Genomic DNA, 25,506 nt, shown 5'->3' with positions numbered 1-25,506 from the left:
GGGCGCTCAGACGAAGGTCAGCAGCCGGCGCGGATTGCCGACGAGGATCGCCTCGATCTCGGTCTCGGAGAAGCCGCGCGATCGCATCAGAGGCAGAACGTTCTCGAAAATATGCGTGTAGCCGTGGCCGCCGAAGCTGGTCAGCCGCGTCTTGTAGCAGATGTCATGGCTGATCACGATGCGTTCGAGATGGCCGTGATCGATCAAGGTTCGGATGAAGCGCAGGCGGCCGGCATCGTTCGGCATGTCGATATCCGCCCAGATGTAGAACGCCTGTTCCTGGCCGAAGAGGTCGAACTCGATGACGCAGCCGGTATCGGCAAGCCGCAGCAGCGTGTCGTCATCGAAGATTGTTCGATCGATATGGCTGAAGATCACGCGGCCAATGTCCCCGCCATGCGCCAGGACGAAGGCGGCGATCTCCTGCGGCTGCTCGACCGTGCGTCCGGGGTGAATGTTGACGGCTGCGCCGGTTTCCGTCTGGGCGATGAGGGCACCCCGCAGAACGCGCTTTTCCAGATCGGTCCACGGCACCTGGCAGCCGATCTCGCCGATGATCCCGGCGCGCACCGAGGTGCCCCAGGCTCCCTCGAAGACCTGGTCGATCATCTCGGACGCGAAGCTGTCGACGTCGCGGTCGTCATTGGCCCTGTCCTGATAGTCGTGGACATAGTGGCCGCAGCCCATGACGATCGTCGCGCCGGTCCTGCGCGCAATCTCCGCAAGTCCGTCGGGCTCGGGCTTCAGCCCGCCGCTGCTCAACTCGACAATGGTCCGCCCGCCGGCATCGACCATCGCCTGCACTTCCTTCGCGGCGGTATCGCGACAGCGCAGGACGAGATTCCCGGGCACCTTCCAGCGCCCGTAGTTCATCCGGAAGCAGTTGCAGAGGGTGATCTCCGGCCCTTGGTCCGGATCCACCGCCATCGCGGATGTGCGGATGTCCCAGATCAGGTGCTCGTGCATCAGCGTGGGGCCGAGGCTCGCCGGATCGACGAGCCCCAGCACGCTTTGCGCCTTGCCTCGTAGGGCGGCGCGGTCGAGACGCCGGCTCATGCGGTTTCGAGCTCCCGGAAATAGGCCGAGCCGTGCTGCGCGCGGTGCGCGGTGCCGTAGATCCTGCCGTCCGGATAGTACTCGGCGTTGTATTGCACGATGGACGCCTTCTCCTCGCCAGCGACCGCGGCGATGAAGGCAAGCGTCAGATCGATCCCGGCCGAGACGCCGGCCGAGGTCCAGACATTGCCGTCGTGGACGAAGCGCTCCTCGATCACCTCGACGCCGGCCATCTCCCGCATCTTCGGCAGGAGCTTCCAATGCGTCGTCGCCTTGCGCCCGTCCAGCAGCCCAGCCGCTTCCAGGATGAACGAGCCCGTGCAGACCGACAGGATGTGCTCGCCTTCCCTAGCTTGCCTGGCGACGAAATCGACGACCTCGGGGTTCTTCGCCTCTTCGAGCGCTGCAAAGCCGCCTGGAACCAGCAGGTAATCAAGCTTCGGACAGTCGGCGAAGGAATGATCGGCCGCGATCTTGAGCCCTTTGGCGCAGACCGCCGGCCCGCCGGTCTGGCTGACGGTCACGCAGCCGGGCCCACCCGCATAGGTCTTCCACATCGTCGCCATTTCCCACGGGCCGACGAGATCAAGTTCTTCGACGCCGGGATAGATCAGGAAGCCAAACATCGTGTCTCTCCAGGAATTCTCATGCGGGCAGCTTGCAGCCGGTCTGGTCGGCGGTTCGGAATGCCTGCTCGGGCGGCACGGTCGCGAGGATCTCCTGCACGTCGAACGGCCCCTTCGACGCCGACGGAGCCTTCGTGCGCAGAACGTACATCGGGTGCATCACGCGTCCGTCCGACCGGATCGCGACATTCTTGTTGTTGAAGTCGTCGACCCGGGCCTTTCGCATCTGCTCGTTGACCTTGACCGCGTCGGCGCTGCCGACGGCCTGAACGGCCTTGAGGTAATGCAGGACCGCCGAATAGACGCCGGCATGCGAGAGATTCGGAATCTTGCCCGGTCGCTTCTCGTGGAAGCGCCTGGTCCAGGCGCGCGTTGCATCGTTGCGATCCCAGTAGAACGACTCGGTGCTGACCAGCCCCTGCGCCGCTTGCAGGCCGAGGCCGGGCAGATCGCTGGAGAACAGCGTGAGGCCCGCGAGCCGCTGTCCGGAACCGGATGCGCCGACACCGAACTCCCCCGCCTGCTTGATGATGTTGATGAGATCGTGTCCGGCCACGGCGAGCCCGATCGTCCTGGCCTTGGCCGCCTGCGCCTGCAGCAGGAATGAGGAGAAGTCCGGGGTCCCCAACGGCGCACGCACGCTTCCCTGGACCTTGCCTCCGAGCTTTTGCATCACGGCCGCAGCGTCGCGCTCGAGCGCATGGCCGAAGGCATAGTCGGAGGTGACGAAGAACCAGCTCTCGCCGGGCTTGTCGGTCAGGTAGGTGCCTGTCGCCGTGGCTTGCGCGTAGGTATCGTAGGCCCAGTGTGTCGACACCGGCGAACATTCGGTGCCGGACAGGGCAGGGTTGCCAGCCGCTGAAATCATGAAGCTCTTGCCGGCGCTTCGGGCGACGTTGAGAATCGCCAGAGCGCAGCTCGAGTTGCCGCCGCCGACGATCGCCTCCGCGCCCTCGACATCGAACCACCGCCGTGCCGTCGCTGAGGCGATGTCAGCCTTGTTCTGATCGTCGGCCGATAGGATCTTGAGCGGTCGGCCGAGAACGCTGCCGCCGAAATCCTGAGCCGCCATCTCGGCCGCTACGACCTGCCCCGGGCCGGAGAAATCGACAAAAGGCCCGCTCATGTCGGCAGTCAGCCCGATGACGAATGGCTTGGGCGCCTGCGCCCTGGCCGGGCCTGCGAGCATGGGAACCGCTGCTCCCGCGACGAAGGCCCGACGGCTGATCCCTGTTTCACGGCGCATGGATTGATCCCCTTGTTATGAATTAATTGTACGATGGACAATTAATTCGACCGATGTCAACCTGACCCAAACGGAAGACAGGAAAATGGGGGATGGCGATGAGACGGCGAGACTTCCTGGCGGCATCGGCCGGCCTTGTGGCTGTCGTGGCTTCAGGCCGCGCGGGCGCCCAACGGCGCGATCTGAAGGTCCTCAAATTCGTGCCGCAGGCGAATTTGACCTCGCTCGATCCAATCTGGACGACGGCCCAGGTCACGACCAATCACGGCTATCTCGTTTTCGACACGCTGTACGGCCTCGACAACGCGCTGCGACCGCAGCCGCAAATGGCGAAGGGGCATTCCGTTTCGGCCGACGGCCGCGTCTGGACGATCGAATTGCGCGAAGGACTGAAATGGCATGATGGCCAGCCCGTGCTCGCACGCGACTGCATCGCCAGCCTGCAGCGCTGGGCGAAGCGCGACGCCTTCGGTCAGTTGCTCGATGCCATGGCGGACAAATGGGAGGCGCCGGACGATCGGCATCTGCGTGTTACGTTCCGGACGCCGTTCCCGCTCTTTCTCGAGGCGATCGCCAAGCCTCTGGGCGTCACGCCTTTCATGATGCCGGAGCGGGTGGCGAAGACCGACCCCTTCAAGCAGATCACGGAGATCGTCGGCTCGGGACCCTACCGATTCCTGCAGAACGAGTATGTCTCCGGCAGCAAGGCGGTCTATGCCAAGTTCGACGGTTACGTTCCCCGCGGTGAGCCGGCCGAGCGCACGGCCGGCGGCAAAGTCGCCCATTTCGAACGCATCGAATGGATCGTCATGCCGGACGCCGCAACCGCCGCGGCGGCCTTACAGACTGGTGAGATCGACTGGTGGGACCAGGCCCTCCCGGATCTGATCCCGGTCCTGCAGACCAGCAGGAACGTCAAGGTCGCCATTCACGACCGGTCCGGCTTCATCGGCATGATGCGCTTCAACACGCTGCATCCGCCGTTCGACAACCCGGCGATACGCCGGGCCATCATGTTTGCCGTCGAGCAGGCCGATTACATGCGTGCTGTCACGGGCAACATCGAGGAAAACTTCCGCAGCTGCTTCTCGATGTGGCCCTGCGGCACGCACTACGCCAGCGAAACCGGCGCCGAGCCGCTCAAGGGCGCGCGCGACCTCGAGCATGCCAAGGCCATGCTGCGCGAGGCAGGCTACAGGGGCGAGCGCGTGGTCATCATCAGTCCAACCGACATCGCTAGCATCGGACCGCTCGGGCAGATCACCGACGATCTCTTCCGCAAGCTCGGGATCAATGTCGAGCTAGTGGAAACCGATTGGGGAAGTGTCGTGCAGAGGCGCGCCTCGCGCGAGCCGATCGAGAAGGGCGGCTGGAGTATCTTCCACACATGGTGGCCTTCGCTCGCCGTAGACAATCCCGCCATCAACCAGACGCTGCGCGGTCAGGGCGGCAAGGGCTGGTTCGGCTGGTATGATAACGCGACGGCGGAGGAGTTGGCCACAAGATGGCTGACGGCGAAGGACCCGGTCGAGCAGAAGGCGATCGCCGAGGCGATCCAGGTCGACGCGTTCAAGCAGGCGCCGATCATACCGCTCGGCCAGTTTTTCATCCCCACAGCCTATCGCGCCGATCTAACCGGCTTTCTCGAGTCGACGATACCGAGCATGTGGAATGTGCGCCGCATTCAATAAGCCAGAGTGGCGGCAAGCAAGGGTGGCGGCGACTGGCCGAAAGGACGGGTTGAGGGAATTTTCACCTTGGGACCGGGCTATCTGGCCTCGGGCGGTCATCAATCGAGCGATGACCCGCGCTGATGGCGTTCGCGTATGCCTCAGCTTGAGCGCCGAATGCGCTAGAGGTAGGTGCCCGAGAGCGGACCTTAAGAGCGTCCGCTCAGGGCAATTTTATCAAGCAAGCCGTTCCCTCACCTCCTGTGCTGACTTGCGTCAATGCGAAATGAAATGCGTGAGCTTGACGTTGAGATAGTCGTGGATCGCCTGCCGGCCGCCCTCGCGGCCCATGCCGGAATGATTAATGCCGCCGAACGGCGCCTCGGCATGCGCGATCATGAAGGTGTTGATCCCGACCATGCCGGCCTGGAGGCCGCTGCTCAGCGCCTCCGCCCGGCTTTGGCTCGTCGTGAAGCCGTAGGCGGCGAGCCCGTAGGGGGTCGCGTTCGCCCTCTCGATCGCTTCGTCGAAATCCCGGAAGGTCGCGACCGGCGCCAGCGGGCCGAACGGCTCTTCGCGCATGATCCGGGCCGTGTCCGGCACCTCGGAGAAGACGGTCGGTTCGAAATAGAAGCCCTTGTTGCGGTTGGCCGGGCGCCTTCCGCCGGTCAGCCGGCGCGCGCCCGACGCCTCCGTCTCCGCCGACAGCGTTTCGATGCGGTCGCGCTGACTCGCCAGCGTCAGCGGCCCCATGGTCGTCGCGCGGTCCTGACTGTCGCCAAGCACCAGCGCCTCCGCCGCCGCGACCATCGTCCGGCTGAAGCTCTCGGCCAGGCTTTCATGCACATAGAAGCGGTTCGGGGCGATGCAGACCTGGCCGGCATTGCGGAACTTGAACTGCGCGCACAGCGATGCCGCACTATCGACGTCGGCGTCCTCGCAGATCACCACCGGCGCGTGCCCGCCGAGCTCCATCGAGCAGCGCTTGACGGTCTTGGCCGCCTCCGCCAGCAGCAATTGCCCGACGCGCGTCGAGCCGGTGAGCGAGATCTTGCGAACCTCCTCGGCTGCCATCAGCGCGGGCGTCAGCGTCTCGGCCGGACCGTAGAGCATCTGGACGACGCCGGGAGGCGCGCCGCCTTCGACGCAGGCCTCGGCGATCAGCGTCGAGGTCAGCGGCGTCTGCTCCGACGGCCGGCAGATGATCGGACAGCCTGCCGCCAGCGCCGGCGCGATCTTGCGGGCGAGCAGGTTGATCGGGAAATTCCAGGCCGTGAAGGCGGCGACGATGCCGACCGGCTCCAGCGCCGTCGCCAGACGCCCGCCCTGGCGTGAGGGGATGGTCTCCCCGAACAGGCGCTCCGCCTCGCCGGCAAACCAGTCGAACTGTTCGATGGCGATCAGGACCTCGCCCTCCGATTGCGCGATCGGCCGGCCGATCTCAAGCGAGAGCGCTTGCGCCAGAGCGCCCTTGCGAGCTGCCATGGCCCGGGCGATGCCGCGCAGGACCTTGGCGCGTTCCCAGCCATGCACTTTCGACCAGTTTCTGAGGGCGGCCCGGGCGTGATGGAGCGCCTCGGTGACATGCTCCAGGCTGGCGCGCGGCGCAGTCCAGAGCAGCTCTTCATTGCAGGGATTGAGGACCTGCAAGGGTTCGAGCATCGTCTGCGCGCGCAATTCGCCGCCGATCAGCAGTCTGGGCGTCAGGTCGGACATGGAAGCCTCCGGGCGTTTCGGGGAAACCGCCGGCGCGCGGCCGGCTGAAAGGTCAGGGATGTCTGTGGCCGGCGCCTGGCCGTCACTGGCTCGCGGTGACGCCGCCATCGACGTAGACGACCTGCCCGGTCATGTAGCTGCCGGCCGGCGCCGCAAAGGTGATGATCTGGCCGACGACCTCGACTGGATCGCCGATCCGCCCAAGCGGATTGCGATCGAGAATGAAGTCGCGAAAGCCCTGGCGTTCGAGATGAGGGCGAATGCGCTCGGACTGGATGAAGGTCGGCGCGACGCCGTTGACGGTGATGTTGTGCGGGGCGAGCTCCATCGCATGCTGCTTGACCAGCATCACGAGCCCGCCCTTCGAGGCGCAATAGGCCGAGTAGCCGCGCCCGCGCAGCGCCAGCTGCGACCGCACCGAGAGCAGGTGGATCTGCCGGCCGCCGGAGCCCTGCGCGATCTGGTGGCGTGCCACTGCCTGCGCCAGGAACATCGCCGATTTCAGGTTAATCTCGTAGACTTGGTCGAAAGTCTCCTCGGTGACGTCGAGCAGGGCCTGCTCGCGCTGGATGCCGACGCAGTTGATCAGCACGTCGATGCCGCCCATGGCCTTGGCGGCGCGATCCGTCACCTCGGTGATCGCAGCCGGGTGACGGGCGTCGAGCTCGAAGCCATCGCTGTCGACGCCGAACTCGCGCAGGCGTTGCGCCAGTGCCGCGGCCTTGCCGCCATCGGGGCCGGCGATGGTGCAGCGCGCGCCGCGGCGCGTCATTGCCATGGCGATCGCCTCGCCGAGCGCACCATAGCCGCCGGGTAGGAAGACGCGCAGGCCCTTGATGTCGAAGAGCCGGTCCATCGCGTCGAGGTCGATCTGCGGCGTCAGATTGGTCGCGAGCTGGTTCACGCGGCGTTCTCCACGGCGGCGCGCCCGGTCAGGAGATTGCCGAGATAGCTGCGGGCCGGCTCGAAGGTGAGCAGGCCAGCATAGTCCGGCAATGGCGTGACGACGCCCTTGTTGACGAAGATGAAGCGGTCGCAGATCTCCTCGAGGATCTCGAGGTGGAAGGGCTCGTTCGGATGGACGCAGAGGAAAACCAGCCGGCCCTCAGCCCGCAGCCGCCGAAAGAATTCCAGCATGAAGCCGATATAGCCGTCCTGCGTATTGAACTGCGGCTCGTCGAAGAGATGTACCAGCGGATACTCGCTGCCGGCCCGCTGCATCAGCGCATTGGGGCGTAGCGAGCGAAAATGCCGGACCTGATAGGACTGATGATAGTGGATCGCGAGCCGGTCGCGCTCATCGGTGCGGACGCGGTGGATATCGCGCCCACAGACCCTGACCTCGCCCGCGGTCGGACGGTTCGATCCGGTGATCAGCTCGAACAATGTGGTCTTGCCGGAGCCGTTGGGGCCCATCATGCCGACGATCGCCGGCTCCTCGATCCGGAAGTCCGCGTTGAGCCGGAAGGTCGGCGTCCGGTCGAACCGGCCGCGCCTATAGATCTTCGAGAGATGGCTGACGGCCAGCATGGCGCTCATGGTCACATTCCGATCAGGCGCTGGCGTGTGGCGAGGTCGTCGAGCAGCGCGCGCGCCGGCCCGTCATGGACAATCCGGCCGCGATCCATGACATAGGCGCGGTCGGAGACTTCGAGCGCGGCAAGCGCGTTCTGCTCGACGATCAGCACGGAAATGCCCTCGGCCTTGAGCCGCCGCACCGTCGACAGCACGTCCTGGACGATCTTGGGCGCCAGGCCCTGGCTCGGCTCGTCGAGCAGGACGAGGCCGGGCGAGCCGAGCAGCGCGCGCGAGATCGCGACCATCTGCATCTCGCCGCCGGAGAGGTTCTCGCACTCGCGCGGCATCAGGTGCTCGAGCGCCGAGAAGATCGAGAACATCTCGCCGATCTGCCACGACCGGAATCGGGTCTTGCGCAGACCGAGCTGCAGGTTGCGCGCGACGGTCAGCGTCGGGAAGATGCGGCGGTCGTCGGGCACCCAGCCGATGCCCATGGCGGAGATGCGATGGGTCGGGTGCCGGGTGATGTCTCGCCGGTCGAAGCAGATCTGGCCGCGCCGGGGCGGCGTCAAACCCAGGATCGAGCGGATGGTCGTCGTCTTGCCGGCGCCGTTGGCGCCGAGCAGCGAGACGATTTCGGCCTCGCCGACGCGCAGCGAGACGCCGAACAGCGCCTGTGTCTCGCCGTAGAAGGTTTCGATATCGCGGATCTCAAGCATGGGTCGCCTCCGCCAAAGCCGAGCGGCGCACCCATTTGTTGTCGCCGAGCTGCGTCGGCGTTCCCTCGGCGATCACCTGGCCCCAATGGATCACCGAGATCCTGTCGGCGAGTTCGAACAGGAAGCGCATGTCGTGCTCGATCATCACGATCGTGTAGCGAGCGCGCAGCTGCCGCACGAGCTGGGCGAGACGGCGCGTCCCCTCGACGCCCAGACCCGATGTCGGCTCGTCGAGGAAGAGGATGCGGGGCTCGGCCGCGAGCGCCACCGCGATTTCGAGCGCACGGCGGTCGCCATAGCTCAGCGAGGCGGCAGGCTCCCAGGCCCGGGCGGCCAGCCCGACCTGGTCGAGCACGGCGAGCGCCTGATCGATCAAGGCGCGATCGGAGAACACCGCCGACATTGCGCGGAGCTGGCGCATCCGGAAGGCCGGCAGCGCCAGCATGACGTTCTCGATCGCCACGGTATCGTCGAAGAGGTTCATCAGCTGGAAGGAGCGCGACACGCCCATCCGCGCGATCTGCTGCGGCGGCAGGCCCGAGATCGTCCGGCCATCGAAGACGACCTCGCCGCGATCGGGCCGATGCTGGCCCGTGAGGACATGGAAGCAGGTCGACTTGCCGGCGCCGTTGGGGCCCATGATGCCGCTGACCTGTCCCTCCTCGAAGGCTAGCGAGATATTCTCCAGCACGACACGCGAGCCGAAGCGCTTGTGGATGCTGCGGGCTTCGAAGAGGGCCATCACGCCTTCTCCGTTGCCGGTTGCGGATGTTGCCGCGAGGCATGCTGGAGGCGAGCGCAGCGCTGCCGGAGGCCGTGCAGCATGCCGGCCAGCCCCTCGGGCCGCAGCATCACCATCGCCATGAAGGTCAGGCCGTACCAGAGCAGCCAAGTCTCGGTTAGACCGCCAAGCACATCGCGGGCGACGAAGTAGAACACCACGCCCAGGACCGGCCCCCAGAAGCTGACGAGGCCGCCGCCGACCAGGACCATCATCACCACGAGCCCGGACTGATGCAGGCTCATCACATCCGGATAGGCGCTCTGCTGGGCCATGGCGAGCAGGCTGCCGGCGAGGCCGGCGAGCATCGCCGAAAGCGTGAACACGGCCCATTTGAAACGCCAGACGTCGTAGCCGATGAAGCGGGCGCGGGTCTCGTTCTGGCGGATCGCCTGCAGCACGCGGCCAAAGGGCGAGTTGGCCAGCCGCCAGGCGAGCACGACGGTCGCGAGCAGCAAGACGGCGGTGAAATAGAACAGCGCGCGGTTGTCGGTCAGCGCGATCTGCCACGGACCAATCGTCATCGGCGGGCGCGGGATCCCGAGCAGGCCGTCCTCGCCGCCGGTGACGCGATGAAGCTTCATCGCGAGGAACCAGAAGATCTGGCCGAAGCCGATCGTCAGCAGCGCATAGTAGATACCGCGGCGGTGGGAGAGAAACGCCCCGACCATCGCGCCCGCGATCCCAGCCGCCAGCACGGCTGCCAGGAGGCCGCCCCACAGGCTGACCGCGACATGGTGCTGGAACAGCCCGAAGGCATAGGCGCCGATGCCGAGATAGGCGCCATGGCCGAAGGAGTGCAGACCGGTATAGCCGAACAGCAGGTTGAACCCGAGCGCGAAGCCGATCCAGATCGCGATCTCGATGCCGAGATACTGATAGAGCCCGACGGCAGGCAGCAGGTATGGCGCGGCCAGCAGCAGCAGGGCGAGCGCGATCATCGGCGGTGTGATCCAGGCCGATGGGCGCGCAGGGATATCCGAGAGCGAGATCATGGCGTCAATTCTCTAGGGCGCTCTTGCGACCGAGCAGGCCGCGGCTGCGGAAGCCGAGGATCGCGATCAGAAGCAGGTACATCGACATCGTCGACCAGGCGGCCGCGTAGGCACCGGTGATGCCCATGGCGAGACCGACCAGCAGGGCCGCGATGACGGCGCCCCAGAAGCTGCCGACACCGCCGATGACGATGATGAGGAAAGCGGGGATGACGATGTCGACGCCGACATGGGGACGCAGGCCCCAGATCGGCACCATCACCACGCCGGCGAGCCCAGCCAGTGCCGCGCCGAAGCCGAAGACGACGAGCCTGAGCCTGGCGAGATCGTAGCCGAGCGCGCGAACCATCTCGCTGTCATGCGCGCCGGCCTTGATCACGGCGCCGGCCGAGGTCCGCTCCAGGAAGAGCCAGACGGCGACGATCGCGGCGATGCTGAAGCCGGCAGCGAAGAAGCGGTAGGTCGAGAAGATCATGCCGTTCAGCAGGAAGGCGCCGTTGATCGCCTGCGGCAGCGCCAGGTTCTGCTCACCCGTGCCCCAGATGAGGCGGATCAGCTCCTCGATGACGAGAGCGGCGCCGAAGGTCAGCAGCAGGCCGTAGAGCGGCGGCTTGCCATAGGTCGGGCGCAGGCAGAGCTCAAGCAGCATGCCGGCGAGCCCGGCAAGCGCCGGCCCGATGGCGAGCGCCAGCACATAGCGCAGGCCGAGCGGCAGACTCAGCCACCAGGCGCCGAAGGGCGTTCCGGCGAACCAGCTGCCGGCGATCACCGTCAGCGCGAAATAGGCGCCGATCGCGAACAGCGAGCCGTGAGCGAGATTGATCACCTCCATCACGCCCACGATCAGGGTGAAGCCAAGGGCGATCAGGGCGAAGAGCAGGCCCAGCGTCAGGCCGTTGATGATATGCGGCAGAAGATCGATCATGCCTTGCCCGGAATGCAGCACTTGGCGTGGTCCGCGGCCGCTTCGAGGCGGCCGCGGATGGGAGGACGGGTCAGGCGTCGAAGCTCGGCGTCTTGTCGTAGGGCTCGAGCTTGCAGAGCGCGGCCGCGTCGGTGTCCTTCACGTCCTCGGCTTTCGTCTGGCTCAGGATCTCGAACAGGTCGTCCTTCTCCTTCGGCGCCGAATTCGCGGTGGCGAGATAAATCGTCTGTTGCATCTGATGCGTGGCAGCGTCGACTGCCGCATCGAAATGCTGCATCCGGTCCTTCGCCGAGATCTTGTGGCCTTCCAGCGCCTTGATCACGGCGATGTTGTTGGTCGATCCGGCCCTCTCGACGGCGCCCAGCAGTTCGCGCACCGACATGTAGCCATTGTAGAAGACGTTGCCGGGCACGCGCATCGCGGTCTCCGGATACATCGCCTGATAGCGCTTGACGAAATCGGCGACGCCCGGAAGGTCGAGGCGATAATACCAGGTGGTGCCGAAGACGCCGAACAGGTTTTCGATCGGCAGGCCGTACACGTCAGGCCAGTCCTGCTGGCTGTTGATCCAGGCCGGCTTGCCGCCCATCTTCAGCTGCACGACCTGCTGGCGCATCGCCTTCTGATCGTCGCCGCCGATCGCGGCCGAAACCACCACCGGCTTGCGCTGCTGCACCTTCAGTAGGGCCGACGTGAAGTCGCGCGTGCCCTGCGGGATCAGGATCTCTTCCATGACCTTGCCGCCATAGTCGGCGAGCAGGGCCTTCGTCGCCTTCGCGGTATCATGGCCCCAGACATAGTCGTTGGTCAGGAGCATCCAGTCGGGGCCGAAGCGCTCGATCGCGCTCTTGACCGCCGCCTTGGCGAAATTGGTGCCGTTGCCGTCGAAGACGAACTTGACGCGGTGACAATTCTGGCCGGCCTCGGTCGGCGAGGAGGAATTCGTATTGATGTAGACGACGCCGTATTTCTGAGCGACCTGGCTGATCGCATTGGCGACGCCGGAATGGACGGCGCCGACCAGGAAGCCGCATTGCTCGCGGCTGATCATCCGCTCGGCGACACGGCTGCCGGTCGCTGCCGTCGTCTCGGTGTCGATATGGACGAATTCGATCTTGCGGCCGAGCACGCCGCCGCGCTCATTTGCCTCGGCGATCGCCATCATCATGCCGCGCTTGTCGCTGGCGCCGGAGTTGGCGTACTGGCCGCTGGCATCGGCGGTGATGCCGATCCGGATCGGTTTGGCCGCGCCTTGCGCCCAGACACGGTTATGCTGCCACGGTCCGGCGAAAAGCGAGACCGCCGAGGCGGCTCCTGCTCCGCCCAGCAGTGCACGCCGTGATAGCCTGGTCCTCGACATCGATACCTCCCCGAAACGGGCGGGCTCGTGCCCACCTCTTGCTCTGAACGAACGTCAGAATTGATATTCGATTACAAAGAATATTTTTTCAATTATGTCAATATGACATCGAATTTGGCGCTTGCACTCGCTTCTGGGTCAGCTAGAAGAAGCGAATGAACGAAAATTCATTCGCAAGATCACCCTCGACTGCCGCCGCAAACGATGTCTCTCCGGAAACCTTCGAGGCGCTGCGCCAGCGCCTGCGAAACCGCTTCGACCAGCTGAGCCCGCATCTCCAGCGCATCGCGCGCTCAGCGCTTGAAAAGCCCAACGACTTCGCGCTGAACACGGTAGTCGGCATTGCCGGCGAGCTCGACGTGCAGCCATCGACCCTGATCCGCTTCGCCAAGGAATTTGGCTATCGCGGCTTCTCCGAGATGCAGCGGGTTTTCCGGCTGCGCCTGATCGAGGGCGGGCCGAGGGCGCGCGAGGAGGTCTTCGCCAGGCAGAGTTCTCCGGGAGAGGCCAGGGACTTCAGCGCTCTGCTGAACGGCTGCGTCGATGCGCTGATCGCCTCGCTGGAGGGTCTGCGGCGAAGCGTTTCGCCCGACGCTCTCGAGAGGGCGACGCAGATGTTGCGGCAGGCTGAGCATGTCTACATTGCCGGTCTGCGCCGATCACGGCCAATCGCGACCTATCTGGCTTACGGCCTGACCCGCTGCGAACGGCAGTGCAGTCTTCTCGATTTCGGCAGCGGCATGGCGGCCGAACAGATCGCGACGATGCGTCCGAACGACCTTCTCGTGGCGATCGCGTTCACGCCCTACTCGCAGTTGGTCGTCGACATCACGCTGGACACTCATCTCAGCGGAAAACGCATCCTGGTCCTGACCGACGTGCCCGAGAGTCCCCTGGCTCGGCATGCAGACCTGGTCTTCCTCGTCGATAATTCGGCCACGAGCCAGTTCCGGCCGATTTCAGGGGCGATCGCGCTCGTGCAAACCTTGATCACCGGGCTGGGCTCGGGATGAGTCGATGCGCCGCTCGCCGCACTCGCAGGGCGTCCGGCGGAATGTCGGCTTGCTGGCATCCACCCTACTTCAGAGGGAATTTTGGTCGAGGCGTGATCAATCGTGATCCAGAATGCCCGTGGGGTACCGAGCGGGATTATTATGCACCAGTCTACTCTAAGTTGAATTCTTGTTATGTTTCAATGTCATGCTTTAAATTCGAAATCAGGAGGGGTCTCTAAGTGGAATATGTAGAGCGTGACTACTCGTGATAAATAATCAACAATCACGCTTATGCTTGTACAACACTCTACAATCCCGCTTTGTCACGGATTCCGCATCGTGAATTTCGTCATATCGCATCACCGATGGCTTGAACAGCCAGCTATGGTGATCCACCTCAACCTCCCGGAGCGTACTCCTCCAACGACAAAGACCAGGAGGGTCTGCAAATCACCAGATTGGATTTGTCCCAACGATCGAGCTCGCTGACGGGATAGAGGACCGCCTTGCCGATCTTGATGAAGGACGGACCGATCCGATCGCTCTCCAGTTCCGCAGCGTGCCTTCGCTGATCTGGCTACGGTAGCGGGCAACAACTTCCTCGAGCGTGAGGTAGGCAGGGGTCGACACGAGATCTCCTGAGGCCAAGCAATGATGCAGCCGCCTGTTGCACGATTGGATGCGCCTTGGGTGAGTGCCGAGTAGCATAGCGAACCCACACGGGATGCCTCCCGCAAGATGCACAGGAGGGCAGGGCAAGCCGCGCAGTTCGATGGCTCACCGCAGACGTCTCGTCGTGGCCCTCCTCGGACGTTCCGAATGTCTGCTTTCCGGCAGGTCTTCAAAGGGCTGGACGGCATTGTTGGTCGATCACCCCGCAGGCAATGACGGCTTCGACGCCTCAATTGCTTTGCCGAGCCGGTGATCAGGGCCTCTGCAATTGTCGGAAACGCGGCGAGTTCGGGAAGATGCCTGAAGAAGAGGGCAGAAAACAGCGCGCCTCCGAAGAAGAAGCTGGTTGGACGACGTGGCCGATGAAGGCGCTGTGAAAAGGTATTCTCACCGCAATCCAGCGGTATCTGATCCAATAGGCACAATGCAGTATGAGGGTGCCGATTATGATCTGCACCTCAACGGATACGCTCACCTCCTGCGGTTCGCCCAGGCGCGCGATCAATTGTCGAAAAAGCGCTGTCAGCGTTTTCTGCCGAGCTCGCCGGGAATGACGCGTAGAAGCAACCCTCCCCAGACGGCAAGACTTGCGTGAAAGGCAACCGCGGGCCAAAGCAGGTGGCCGGTCATCTTCAGGATCGCACCCGCGTACACGAACAGAATTGAAGCAGCCACATTGTAGATCAAGATGCCGATGAGCAATCCGAATAGCGGAGGATTTAGCTCGTCTGTTCTCGCTATCCAGCTTGCAATGCCCATAGCAAGTAGCGCCGCGCCCGCGATGCGACTGACAAAAAGCGTCTCGACGGTAGCACTTTCCAAGCTAAGCAGGAGTGCGAGCGGAACGGAAGGCAGAACAAGAAGAGCGATGCCAATCGATGCTTCAACTGACGCAACTACGATCAGAAATAATTTTCGCTTCGCGTGCATATGCTAATTTCCCATCCTGACAGACCGGTCGTTGCGGTGATTTTCAGCGGCTGGTGATGATTTTGATCGGCGCCCCAAGAATCAAAACCGGCAAGAAGGTTTGCCTCAACAATAGTACCTGTACTTTGTACAAGATCGGCATTGGCTGGCGGCCGTTCCTCGCCATCGGGGCCGAGCCTGTTACCGGCTGAAAACCCTTCGATCCTGCGGCCAAGGTTCTCGATTCCTCGAGCGGTAGCAAAAACAGTGGCCAGCCGAACCGGAAGTTGAGCCGCAGCCAAAAACCGGACGCTTTGATCTACCGGAACATCCAACTCGAGACCGCCACCCGATAAGGTCGTACGGGAGTTCCGCACGACTTCACCTTGGGCTGCGTTACTGAAGGCCGCCGCTATGACGGTTGAAATTGCGCACCTATTTGCCCATCGCCGACCTTGCGGCCTCGATCCTCGTTTTTACCGCATCGAGGTTGAAGCTTGCCCCCCTCTGCATCGGCGGGAACTCAACCGCCGTCATCGCCAGCCTCTCGACCTGCTGCTGGACAAAGACGAAGCGCCAGAACTCGTACTGGAACCAGGTGAAGTAGTTCTGAGATCCTGATTTCGTGCCATTCTCCGGCCAACCGGTGCGCTCGAACGGGTCGAGGCGAAGATTGGTCAGGTAGGGCACATCCGCCTTGGTCTTGTCGCCGAGCCAGCCGCCGGGCTGATCAATGAAGCGGTACTTGTAGTCGCCGATGCGGATTGCGCCGAGCTCGCTTTCACCGAAGTAAAAGATCTCATTCCGGTTCGACGGGCCCTTGCCGGTGATCAGGTCCATCTGATTATAGCCGTCCAGGTAGACCTTGTAGTTGCGATCGCCGATCTGCTTACCCTTCATCAGCTCTTCGGCGATGTTGGGGTTGCCGGCCGCCGCGACGAAGGTGGGGAACCAGTCGAGCCCCGAGATCAAGCCGTTCTCGACCTTGCCCGCTGGCACTCGGCCCGGCCAGCGGATCATCGCCGGCACGCGAAAGCCGCCTTCCATGACCGTGCCCTTGCTTTGCGCGAAGGGCGTCTGCCCGCCATCCGGCCAGGTGAAGACTTCCGTGCCATTGTCGGTGGTGAAGACGACAATGGTGTTATCGTCTACGCCCATGTCCTTGAGCTTCTGCATGAGCAGGCCAACATCGTCATCCAGCTGCGCCATTCCGGCTTCCTGAATCGACCAGCCGTTCTTCGAATTGCGCATCGCCTCGTACTTCGGCGACAGATGTGTGACGATGTGCATGCGGGTCGGATTGAGCCAGAGGAAGAACGGCTTGTTGTCCGCCTTGGCCTTGTCGACGAACTTGAAGGACAAGTCCCGGATCTCGTCGTCTACGGTCTCCATCCGCTTCGGGCAAAGCTCACCGGCATCCTGGATCGTCTGCTTGCCGACCTTGCCCCAACGCTGGTCCACCGTGGCATCGTCAATGTCGGTTGCCAGCGAATGGACCATGTTCCGCGGGCCGACCTGCGACCTGAGGTCCTGCGGATAGTTCGGATGGCACGGGTCCTCCATCGCGTCGAGATGGTAGAGATAGCCGAAAAACTCGTCGAATCCGTGCACGGTCGGCAGGAACTCGTTCTTGTCGCCGAGATGGTTCTTGCCGAACTGGCCCGTAGCGTAGCCCATTCCCCTGAGCACGGTTGCAATCGTTGCCGCCTGCGCTGGCAGCCCGACGGGAGCACCGGCCTGGCCAACCGTCGTCATGCCGGTGCGGATCGGCAGCTCGCCGGTGATGAAGTTGGCCCGCCCGGCCGTGCAACTCGCCTCGGCGTAATAATCGGTAAACAGCATGCCCTCGGCGGCAAGCTTATCAAGGTTGGGCGTGCGCCCCGCCATCATTCCGCGATGGTAGGCGCCGATGTTCCAGATGCCGATGTCGTCCCCCATGACGACGACGATGTTAGGCCGTTGTTGTTGCTGTGATTGCTGCGCGACGGAGGGCACGCTCAATCCTGTAATCAGGCCGATTGCTGCAGATATACTGAGCCATTTGCCACGAGTATTCATATCGATCTCTCCATTAAAATTTTTTACCGATCACCCTGAGCGCTCTCAGGCCCTCGGCATTTTAAATGTGGAGTGCAGTGCCGGCATGCGGCGCCCATATCTGGATCACTCAGAACCGATAAGCGAAGCTCGCCGTAGCGCCGTGTTTGATAGCTTCAGATCCGTATTCACCGTCGTATTGCACCCGCACGTCGATGAGTTCGCTCTGGAACAGTTGCAGACCAGCGGAGACTCGCGCGGCGGCCCGGCCCATCGGTGCGCTCATGGCGAAGCGCTGATGGCTGACGTCGCCATTGAAGCCGGCATACCCTTTCCACGTATCGTTCGAGCGCAGGCTGACACCGGCTGACACGAACGAGCGCAGCACCATGCCGTTCGACAGGTCGAGACGGCTGCCGACCTCGACGGCGGGGGTCAGGATCGCCGTATTGTACAGGCCGCCATCGACCCGCAGGCCAAGATCGCCGACGCCGCTTTCCGCGAATGAGCCATTTCGGGAGTGCACCAGATCGAGGTTCAGGTAAGGCCGCACATAGAAGTTCTCGCCACCAAAGGTATAGGCGGCGCGGGCGCGCAGGCCTGCCGCATAGAAGCCGGCGTCAGCGCTCGCAATGGCGGCGAAGGTCGGGGCCGTCACATTCCGCTTGACGTCATACTCGCCGAAGCTGCCGAACAGCGCGCCGGTCAGCAACCATGGCCCCGTCTGGTATTTCAGGGTCACTGCGCCCTGCAGGCTCGATCCCTGCGCGGACACGCCGTCGCGTCCGCTGAACCAATCCGCCTGATAGGCCAGCGATCCGCCGAGCAGCAGGCCTTCGCCGATTTTGCCCTGGCCACCGATCTGCCAGGCCGCGGAGTCGAGGCTCGCCCTGCCCCGGTCCAGATCGCCGCTCAGCGTCGTCCGCTGTCCTCGCGTCGTCACATAGGCGCACTCCCCTTCGGTGAGGAAGGCGTGCGCGCCGATGCCGACGCCGGCGCCGCCAAACATCGGGCAACTCATCGAGGCGTCGGCAATGCGCGTGGCGTTGGCAGAGACGTGAGAGAACAACGTCGTGGCGCTTCGCGGCGCCAAGGCCGTGAGCGTACTCCGATATGACGCCGCTCCCTGACCAGCCGCGCTGTCAAGGCCGGCGTAAAACGCTCCGAGTTGTGGTTTTCCCTGAAAGAACATGGTCTGCAGGGCGCTCGCAACGCCACTTTGAAGCGACGTCAGTCCAAATCGCGACGCGTTGAAATGGGCCCCCGTGATGGCGACGTCATATTTCTGCGCCGTTTCCCGCAGCGTGTAGGAAAACAGAGGGCTGTCGGGCGCGGTGAGCGTACCGGTGACGGTGCCGTTGACCTGGAATGCCGGCAGAAAGATGTTCGGCATCGCCGTTGCAAGCGTCGGCTGAATGCTGCCGGCCAGGTTTGCATCGCCGGTGACGATATGACTGCCGCTGCGCAGATTGCTGTAATCGAGATGTGGCGCGATACGCCCGCTCGCCGTCTGGACAAAATGACCGTCGATGATCGAACGCCGGCCCGGCGTCGCCGCGACCACGCCGAAGTTTGTGAGCGTGCCTGCAGAAGGCGGCGGCGGGCTTCCGCCGACCTGATATCCGGTCGTGAAACTGCCGCCATTGAGCAACGTATCGCCATAGACCGTGCCGTAGTTGGCCACGTTGACGGAAGAGAAGCCTACCTGCTTGATCGCTATGCCTGATGCCGCCCACACCCAGGAGCCCTGCCCGACCGTGACCAGATTGGTGCGGCCGCCGGCGAGTACGATGCCTGCGCCCTGCTCCCCACCGCCGCCGGATACAAATCCGGGGTCGTTCGCATCCGTGCCCACCTCGATGGTGATATCGCCGCCGCCGCCGGGGCCGCTGCTCTGGGCGAATACGCCGATTCCATTGTCTCCCGAGGCCGTTACCGATCTCTGGACGGTAACGCTGACCGGTCCGCCAAAATAGGGATCCGGGCTCAGTGTCTCGACGCTGGTGGTTCCCGCATACACGGCGCCATTCAAGGCAGACAGGCCGCCGCCGCCGCCAATGCTTTGCGCGAGGACACCGAACGCACCAGCGCCAGTGACGAAGACGTTCCCCGCCACGACGTACACCTGGCCGCCATTGCCCTCGGAAGTCGTATTAACCGGAATGGGCATGTTCGTGGTGAACGCCGGAGTTTGGCCGGTGCTATAGTTGCTGAACACGCCGCCGCCACCGCCAATGGATTGCGCGACAACGCCGTGACTGCCGACACCGCGGGTCGAAATAGTTCCGGCTCCGGATGCGCCGACCACCACCGCCCCACCATCGCCGCCACCGTTAGTGGTTCCGAATTGCACTAACGAGATTGCGCCGCCGGAAACGGTCTCCACGATGCCGCCGCCACCGCCAATACTCTGCGCCAGGACGCCAAACGCGCCGGCGCCCGAAGTGGTCACGGTCGGAGTGGCTGCAACATTGACCGTACCACCAGTGCCATAGGAACTAGCGCCACCGATACTTATTGTCCGTGTTCCGCTGTTGCCGCTGTTGGCGCTGGAACCGATCCCGATGACGCCGCCGCCGGCGCCGATCGATTGCGCGACGATCCCGTGCCCCGCCTGGCCGGTGGTCGTGATCGTCGCGGGCACACCGAATTGTATGCTCGTCTGGGCGAAGAACGGATTACTGCCCTGCATGATCGCTCCGAGCTCGAAGCCACCCAGTTGATAGCTTCCACTGGGGTCGAACGTTGCATCGGCGCCTGTGCCACCGCCGCCAGAGATGCTCTGGGCAAGGACACCGTAGGATTGAAAGCCACCCGTGCTGATGTCGCCGGACAGCAAGACATTCGCGGAGCCGCCAAACCTCTCTTGGTTGACCACCCCCTGACCGCCGACAAAGACTTCCGCATGAATTGCGGATGACACGAAGCTCCCCATGGCGTTCTGCGACTGGTTATTGAGGTAGGCGACGGCGCCGCGACCACCACCGCCGCCGATGCTCTGGGCGAGCACGCCGTGCGAATAATCACCTGACGTCGCGGTCGTGCCGCCATGGGTGACCGCCACCGTTCCGGCGTTTCCACCCGAGGGGGAGATGCCGCCAACATTCAGCCGAAGAGTGATGTCGACGGAGGGCGTGCTGCTCGAAGGGCCGGTCTGCACCGGGGACAGGTAGACGCTCGTCGGTTTTCCAGCAGAGCCGCCGATGCCGCCGCCGCCGCCGATCGACTGGGCGATGATGCCGGGCGCATCGCTGCCGCGGGTCGTGATCGCGCCATAATGGGAAACGGAGACGGATCCGCCGGAGCCTCCGCTGCCGTATTGGGCGCCCACGCTAACATTGGGGTTCAGATTGAGGGATGGCAGTTCCGATCCGTCGCCTTTGGCGACGCTCTGCGCCCAGTCGAGAAGTCCTTCGATGCTACCCGATCCGCCTGAGCCGATGCCGCCGCCGCCGCCAATCGACTGCACGACGAGGCCCGGGGCGCTTTCTCCCGAGGTGCTGATCGAACCGGTCGCGTTGATTGTAGCGCTTGCATTGCCGCCATTGCCGCCGGCGCCCCCCTGGGCGCCAATGTTCATCGTCAGGCTATAGGAGCTATCTATGCCGTAGGAATTGGTGTTGGCATTGCCGACACCGGCATTGCCGCCGCCGCCGCCGACTGACTGGACCACGGCGCCTGCCGCTAGGTCGCCTGCGGTCGTGACGGAGGCCGCCGGCGATCCGCTGCTCTGCCCAAGCGTAAATGTAGCGGACGCGCCGTTTCCGCCAATGCATGATGACGAACCACTGGCGCATGTGCCGCCAACTGCAACCGTCGCTGAAACCGACTGCGAGCTGATGGTATCTTCTGGCAGGAACTGCGTGAAACCGTAGCCGAACGACGCCGTCATCGCCGAGCTGTCGCCGCCATTGCCGCCGCCGCCGCCAATCGACTGAACGATCGCGCCGTGGCCGCCGTCACCGGACGTGCTGATGGTCGAGCCGTTCATCGCCAGCGACGCGTCCGAGGCGCTGCCGCCATTGCCGCCGGAGCCGCCGACGGCGTAGGCGGCCGTGATCGTGAACGATGTTGACGGGCCCGATTCTGCCGGCATGGGCATGGACACCGCCACGGCGTTGGCCGAGGCGCCGCCGCCATTGCCACCGCCGCCGCCAATCGACTGGACCACAACGCCATGGGCGTCGTAAGCACCGTATGTTCCGACGCTGGAGTTGGCGAGCGTCACCGACGTAGCGCCGCCGGCGCCGCCCGAGCCTCCGGAGCCTCCGAGGCTGGCGGCTGCACTGAAGGACGCACCGACGCTCGTCGCGTAGGCGCCGCCACCAGAGCCGCCACCGCCGCCCACCGATTGTGCGACAATGCCAATGGCGCCGGCCCCGCTCGTTGAGGTGGAGAGGCCCGTGGCGCTGATCGCCACAGCTCCGCCCGCCCCGCCTGAGCCGCCTGCTCCGCCGACGCTGTAGGCCGCGGCGGCCGAATTCGAATAGCTGTTGCCGCCAGCGCCGCCGCCGCCGCCGATCGACTGGGCGACGGCCCCGTGCGCGAGCAAGCCGTGCGTCACGAGCGAGCTTGGTAACAGGTCGAAGCTGACGTTTCCTCCGGCTCCGCCCGCGCCTCCCTGGCCGCCGGATGCATAGAAGACGCCGCCGGCTGTTCCGCCCATCCCGCCGCCACCGCCGACCGACTGACCGACGATTGCCATGGCCGCTTCACCCGAGGTGGTGATCGAGCCGTTGTTCGTCATATAGACGGCGCCGGCGTTGCTGTTCTCGGCGCCTCCGCCGCCCTGGTCATAGAACAAGCTGCCGGTCGCGCTGCCGCCGGCGCCCCCGCCGCCGGAAATCGACTGGGCGAGTATGCCTTGGGAATACGAACCGGTGGTGGTGATCGCGCCGCTGTTCGTGAGCTCGATATTGCCGACGGAGCCGCTCACGCCCGGCCCGCCGGAATCACTGGAGAAGAGCGCGCCGGTGTCGCCGCCATTACCGCCTGTGCCGGAAATCACCTGAGCGAGAATCCCGCGGGACGTCGAACCTGTCGTGTTGATGGTCGCGTTGGACGTGATGTTGATGCCGGTGGCGTTGCCACCGCGGCCGCCGTTTGCGCCATAGGCGACGCCGATACCTCCGGCTGCCTCGCCCACCGAACCGCCAAGACCGCCGACGCTGCGCGCCGTCACGCCATCAGCGGATGTGCCCGAGGTGGTCAGGCTGACCTGGGGGTGGAGATAGATCCAGACATTGCCGCCGGTGCCGCCCTGACCGCCCGGCGCCGTGCTGGCGTTGCCGCTGTCTTGGTAGACCCCGCCGCTCGAACCGCCAATGCCGCCCTGGGCCTGCGCCAGAATGGCGCTGGCGCCGTCTCCCGTGGTCTTGATCGTCGCGTTCGGGAACAGTTCGAGCGACACGGATCCGGTCGTTCCGCCGACCCCGGGGGTGCCGGGCGAGAGATCACCCAAGGCGGAGATTTTACCGCTGTTTCCGCCATTTCCTGCCATGGCGACCAGCTGCATGCCATATGCATTCTGCCCGCTCGTCGAGATCGACAGGGAGCCGCTGCAACTCAGATTCGGCGTGCAGCTGCGGAATGAAATGCTGTTGGAGGCGCCGGTGGGATCGGTGGCCCACAGGACGGAACCACCCGCGCCGCCGTTACTTCCCGTCTCATTGATGGAAAGCTCGCCATCATGATCGGACCCGGCGCCGCCGTTTCCGGCCGTTGCCAACATCGCGATGCCCGGCGCGTTGTCGCCGTCCGTCATGATCGAGCTGCCCCGGCCGGAACTGCTGAACAGAACATACATGCCCGAGGCATTGCCGCCGGTGCCGCCGCTGCTGAATTCCTCGTTGGCCAGGCCATTTCCGCCAGCGCCGCCGATCTGGTTGACGACGAGGCCCCCAATGCCCTGGCCGGCGCCATAGAGCGTCACATCGGATACGGCCCCCGTGATGATTCCGCTGTTAGCGCCATGCCCGCCAGCTGATTTGTCCTGACCGGTCCCTCCGGCGCCGCCTTGCGACAGAACGCCTACGGCAGCGCCTGACCCGGCAACGTTCGAATAGACCGAGATCGTGCTGTTGCTGAGATTGAAATCTATGCTGCCGGCGTCGGCGCCAGGCGATGACGCCCCGCCACTGCTAGCGTCCGCTTCCATGTAGAGGCCGATCGTCGAATAACTGCCGGCCGGCATTGTCGACGGCTCAAAGGTAAGCTGTATGGTGCTGTTGCTGATGTTCGTGGAAATCTGGCCGGGCGCGGTACCCGGGTAAATATTGGAGCTGAGCTGGTAAATCGCCCGCATAGGCACAATGCTGCCGGACAGGCCGCTCGTGTTAACCGCCACCGACGAACTGGACATCGTCAGGCTCAGCGGCGTCACATACTCATACTGATAAAAGCCAGCCGCGAACCAAACGCCGTAAGGAAGGCTCGTGATCGTAAAGTTATTCTGGCCGCTTACGGTGGCCGTAGGGTCGAGCGCGATAGGAGGTACGGTCTGGGCAAGCCCGGTGGCGGGCTGCCATGCTGCAACCATGGAAAAGGCCATCGGCCCGACAAACCGCTTCATCCAGCCGTTCCCCAACTAGCGCGTGACTTGATTGCGCGTCGCAGCATCTTGCTCAATTACTGGTTACAACAGCAGAATAAATTGATCTTATCCGATCGGATTTAAGGTAATTAACTCATATAATATAGCTTTTTAAAGGAAAATTGACACATAATAGCGAAATTTAATGCTGCAGACCGCCACATAAACCAAGAAGCGCTGTATTTTATATTTATAATCCTAATAGATATAATTTATTCTACTTGGTATATAGTCACGTTGACTATGAAATAACGCCAGGCACGGATCGGCGGAAGGGTGTTATCGGTCCTTCGGGCAGACGCAAAACACTAACCGCTCGGCCAAAATCCTAATATCGTTGCGTCGATCGGCGCTTGCCCGATTCGATGAAACGGCCGATCCAGTCGATGAATCGACATTTCCACGGCCGGGCGGTCGCCGCATCATGGCAGCCGCAATCGGCAAGGAATGCGATTGGATGAATCTTCCAGCGGAGGCTCGAAGGCTCGCTGACTCCCTCCCCTTCGCGGCTGCGGATGGCGCCACGGATGGCAGTTCGTCGACCCCGGTATCCTTCTGGCGCGCGAACACAGCAGCCTGGATCTTCATCGCGTTCTTCGGCCTGGCCTCGCGGCTCGCCGCCTTCAGCGATGTCGCGCTGGCCGTGGCGCTGACCCTGGTGCTCGACCCCATCGGCTTCGTCCTGACGGCCGCGGCCTACAAGTTCTACCTGGAGCGAACCAGCCATCGCGGGGCCGTCATTGCCGCCTGGGCGCTGGCCTGCTCCGTCCTTGGCGGGCTGTTGCAGATGGGGATCGCCAATGCGCTCAAGGACGGCCTGTTTCCCGATATCCCAGCGGGCAACATTGCGGCCAATGACGCCGTGCCGGCGGTCTTCTATACTGCGGTCTTCCTCGGCTGGTCGCTGGCCTATTTCTGGATCCGGGCGGATGTCGACGCCCGGTCGGAGCGGGTGCGGCGCAGCGAGGCGCAGGCGGCCGCGACCCGGGCCGAACTGCAGCACCTGCGCCTGCAGCTGGATCCCCACTTCCTGTTCAACGCGCTGAACACTGTGGCTGCCGAGATTCCGGACAATCCCGAAGCCGCGCTGGAGATGACCCACCGCATCGCCGCCTATCTGCGCTACTCGCTGGACCAGCAGGCCCGGCCGGTGTGCCCCTTGAGCGACGAGATCGAGGCGGTGCGGGCCTTTGTCCGCATCCAGGAGCTGCGCTTCGAGAGCCGCCTGCGCTGCTCCGTGGAGATGGATCCGGCAGTGCGGGCGGTCCCCGTGCCCCACCTGGTCGTGCAGGGGTTGGTGGAAAATGCTCTGAAGCACGGGCTGCGGTCGTCCGCCGAGATGCTCGATGTCCGGGTGACTGTCCGGCGGATGGCTGACGACGCCGTCGTGATCGAGGTCGTGAACCCCGGCCAGCTGGCTCCTCGCGCCGGCGACCGGCCGGCGGTGGGCCTGGCCAACACCCGGCGGCGGCTCGAACTACACTATCCGTCACGTCACGAGCTGTCCCTGGTCCAGGACGGCGACGCCGTGGTGGCGCGGCTGCTGCTGAGGGGGAATGCATGCTTCGCGTGATGCTGATAGACGACGAGCCGCCGGCCCGGCGCGGCCTGCGGCGGCTGCTGCGGGCGCATGCGGATATCGAGGTGGTGGCCGAGGCCGGCACGGTGTTCGAGGCGCAGGCGCTGGCA

At 64.1% G+C, this 25,506-nt stretch carries 18 protein-coding genes and 1 pseudogene; 3 read left to right on the top strand and 16 right to left on the bottom strand.

Annotated elements, in window-relative coordinates; genetic code table 11:
* Positions 1 to 6 precede the first annotated feature (6 nt).
* From ACSQ24_RS00095 to ACSQ24_RS00085, 3 genes are read right to left on the bottom strand one after another with little or no spacing between them, the layout of a single operon-like run.
* Positions 7 to 1,056, bottom strand: a complete 1,050-nt coding sequence (locus ACSQ24_RS00095) for a phosphotriesterase family protein (RefSeq protein ID WP_436092732.1) — start codon at positions 1,054 to 1,056, stop codon at positions 7 to 9.
* Positions 1,053 to 1,682 carry a DJ-1/PfpI family protein gene (locus tag ACSQ24_RS00090; RefSeq protein WP_436092731.1) on the bottom strand — a complete coding sequence of 210 codons (630 nt, stop codon included), beginning with the start codon at positions 1,680 to 1,682 and terminating at the stop codon, positions 1,053 to 1,055. Before ACSQ24_RS00090 ends, ACSQ24_RS00095 begins: the two co-directional genes overlap by 4 nt.
* A gap of 19 nt (positions 1,683 to 1,701) precedes the next feature.
* Positions 1,702 to 2,871, bottom strand: a complete 1,170-nt coding sequence (locus ACSQ24_RS00085; RefSeq protein ID WP_436092730.1) for an ABC transporter substrate-binding protein — start codon at positions 2,869 to 2,871, stop codon at positions 1,702 to 1,704.
* Between the two features lie 155 nt (positions 2,872 to 3,026).
* Here ACSQ24_RS00085 and ACSQ24_RS00080 point away from each other — a divergent pair, with 155 nt between their 5' ends.
* Positions 3,027 to 4,619: an ABC transporter substrate-binding protein gene (locus tag ACSQ24_RS00080; protein WP_436092729.1), complete on the top strand. Its 1,593-nt coding sequence runs from the start codon at positions 3,027 to 3,029 to the stop codon at positions 4,617 to 4,619.
* Between the two features lie 255 nt (positions 4,620 to 4,874).
* On the opposite strand, the gene ACSQ24_RS00075 is transcribed toward ACSQ24_RS00080, so the two are convergent.
* The 8 genes from ACSQ24_RS00075 to ACSQ24_RS00040 form a co-directional block, all read right to left on the bottom strand.
* A complete protein-coding gene (locus tag ACSQ24_RS00075; RefSeq protein ID WP_436092728.1) occupies positions 4,875 to 6,314 on the bottom strand; it encodes an NAD-dependent succinate-semialdehyde dehydrogenase in 1,440 nt (479 codons plus the stop codon).
* Between the two features lie 82 nt (positions 6,315 to 6,396).
* Positions 6,397 to 7,218: an SDR family NAD(P)-dependent oxidoreductase gene (locus ACSQ24_RS00070; protein WP_436092727.1), complete on the bottom strand. Its 822-nt coding sequence runs from the start codon at positions 7,216 to 7,218 to the stop codon at positions 6,397 to 6,399.
* A complete protein-coding gene (locus tag ACSQ24_RS00065) occupies positions 7,215 to 7,853 on the bottom strand; it encodes an ATP-binding cassette domain-containing protein (RefSeq protein WP_436092726.1) in 639 nt (212 codons plus the stop codon). Before ACSQ24_RS00065 ends, ACSQ24_RS00070 begins: the two co-directional genes overlap by 4 nt.
* A 2-nt stretch (positions 7,854 to 7,855) precedes the next feature.
* Entirely contained in the window at positions 7,856 to 8,551 is a 696-nt protein-coding gene (locus ACSQ24_RS00060) for an ABC transporter ATP-binding protein (RefSeq protein WP_436092725.1), read from the bottom strand.
* Positions 8,544 to 9,293, bottom strand: coding sequence for an ABC transporter ATP-binding protein (locus ACSQ24_RS00055; RefSeq protein ID WP_436092724.1), 750 nt, complete (start codon positions 9,291 to 9,293; stop codon positions 8,544 to 8,546). The genes ACSQ24_RS00060 and ACSQ24_RS00055 overlap by 8 nt, the downstream gene beginning before the upstream one ends.
* Entirely contained in the window at positions 9,293 to 10,327 is a 1,035-nt protein-coding gene (locus tag ACSQ24_RS00050) for a branched-chain amino acid ABC transporter permease (RefSeq protein ID WP_436092723.1), read from the bottom strand. The genes ACSQ24_RS00055 and ACSQ24_RS00050 overlap by 1 nt, the downstream gene beginning before the upstream one ends.
* A gap of 4 nt (positions 10,328 to 10,331) precedes the next feature.
* Entirely contained in the window at positions 10,332 to 11,252 is a 921-nt protein-coding gene (locus tag ACSQ24_RS00045) for a branched-chain amino acid ABC transporter permease (protein ID WP_436092722.1), read from the bottom strand.
* A 70-nt stretch (positions 11,253 to 11,322) separates the two neighbouring features.
* Positions 11,323 to 12,612 carry an ABC transporter substrate-binding protein gene (locus tag ACSQ24_RS00040; protein WP_436092721.1) on the bottom strand — a complete coding sequence of 430 codons (1,290 nt, stop codon included), beginning with the start codon at positions 12,610 to 12,612 and terminating at the stop codon, positions 11,323 to 11,325.
* A 155-nt stretch (positions 12,613 to 12,767) separates the two neighbouring features.
* Here ACSQ24_RS00040 and ACSQ24_RS00035 point away from each other — a divergent pair, with 155 nt between their 5' ends.
* Positions 12,768 to 13,625 (top strand): MurR/RpiR family transcriptional regulator, encoded by an 858-nt coding sequence (locus ACSQ24_RS00035; protein WP_436092720.1) that lies wholly within the window; start codon positions 12,768 to 12,770, stop codon positions 13,623 to 13,625.
* A gap of 379 nt (positions 13,626 to 14,004) precedes the next feature.
* Here the strand turns inward: ACSQ24_RS00035 and ACSQ24_RS00030 are convergent.
* From ACSQ24_RS00030 to ACSQ24_RS00010, 5 genes and pseudogenes are all read right to left on the bottom strand, one after another.
* Positions 14,005 to 14,237: pseudogene (locus ACSQ24_RS00030) on the bottom strand (helix-turn-helix transcriptional regulator).
* A gap of 564 nt (positions 14,238 to 14,801) precedes the next feature.
* Positions 14,802 to 15,209 carry a hypothetical protein gene (locus tag ACSQ24_RS00025; RefSeq protein ID WP_436092719.1) on the bottom strand — a complete coding sequence of 136 codons (408 nt, stop codon included), beginning with the start codon at positions 15,207 to 15,209 and terminating at the stop codon, positions 14,802 to 14,804.
* Positions 15,182 to 15,523, bottom strand: a complete 342-nt coding sequence (locus ACSQ24_RS00020; RefSeq protein ID WP_436092718.1) for a hypothetical protein — start codon at positions 15,521 to 15,523, stop codon at positions 15,182 to 15,184. The genes ACSQ24_RS00025 and ACSQ24_RS00020 overlap by 28 nt, the downstream gene beginning before the upstream one ends.
* Positions 15,524 to 15,623: 100 nt before the next feature.
* Positions 15,624 to 17,246 (bottom strand): arylsulfatase, encoded by a 1,623-nt coding sequence (locus ACSQ24_RS00015; protein WP_436092717.1) that lies wholly within the window; start codon positions 17,244 to 17,246, stop codon positions 15,624 to 15,626.
* Positions 17,247 to 17,355: 109 nt separating this feature from the next.
* Entirely contained in the window at positions 17,356 to 23,796 is a 6,441-nt protein-coding gene (locus tag ACSQ24_RS00010; protein ID WP_436092716.1) for a hypothetical protein, read from the bottom strand.
* Between the two features lie 445 nt (positions 23,797 to 24,241).
* Between ACSQ24_RS00010 and ACSQ24_RS00005 the strand changes: the two genes are divergently transcribed.
* The gene (locus ACSQ24_RS00005; RefSeq protein ID WP_436092715.1) at positions 24,242 to 25,390 is read left to right on the top strand and encodes a sensor histidine kinase; all 1,149 of its coding nucleotides are present in this window, start codon (positions 24,242 to 24,244) and stop codon (positions 25,388 to 25,390) included.
* Positions 25,391 to 25,506: the final 116 nt, after the last annotated feature.

The organism is Allobosea sp. LjRoot237 (genome assembly GCF_964253285.1).
Classification (GTDB): Bacteria; Pseudomonadota; Alphaproteobacteria; order Rhizobiales; family Beijerinckiaceae; genus Allobosea.
The sequence above is the reverse complement of the archived record's forward strand: the minus strand, read 5'-3'. Positions and strand labels throughout refer to the sequence as shown.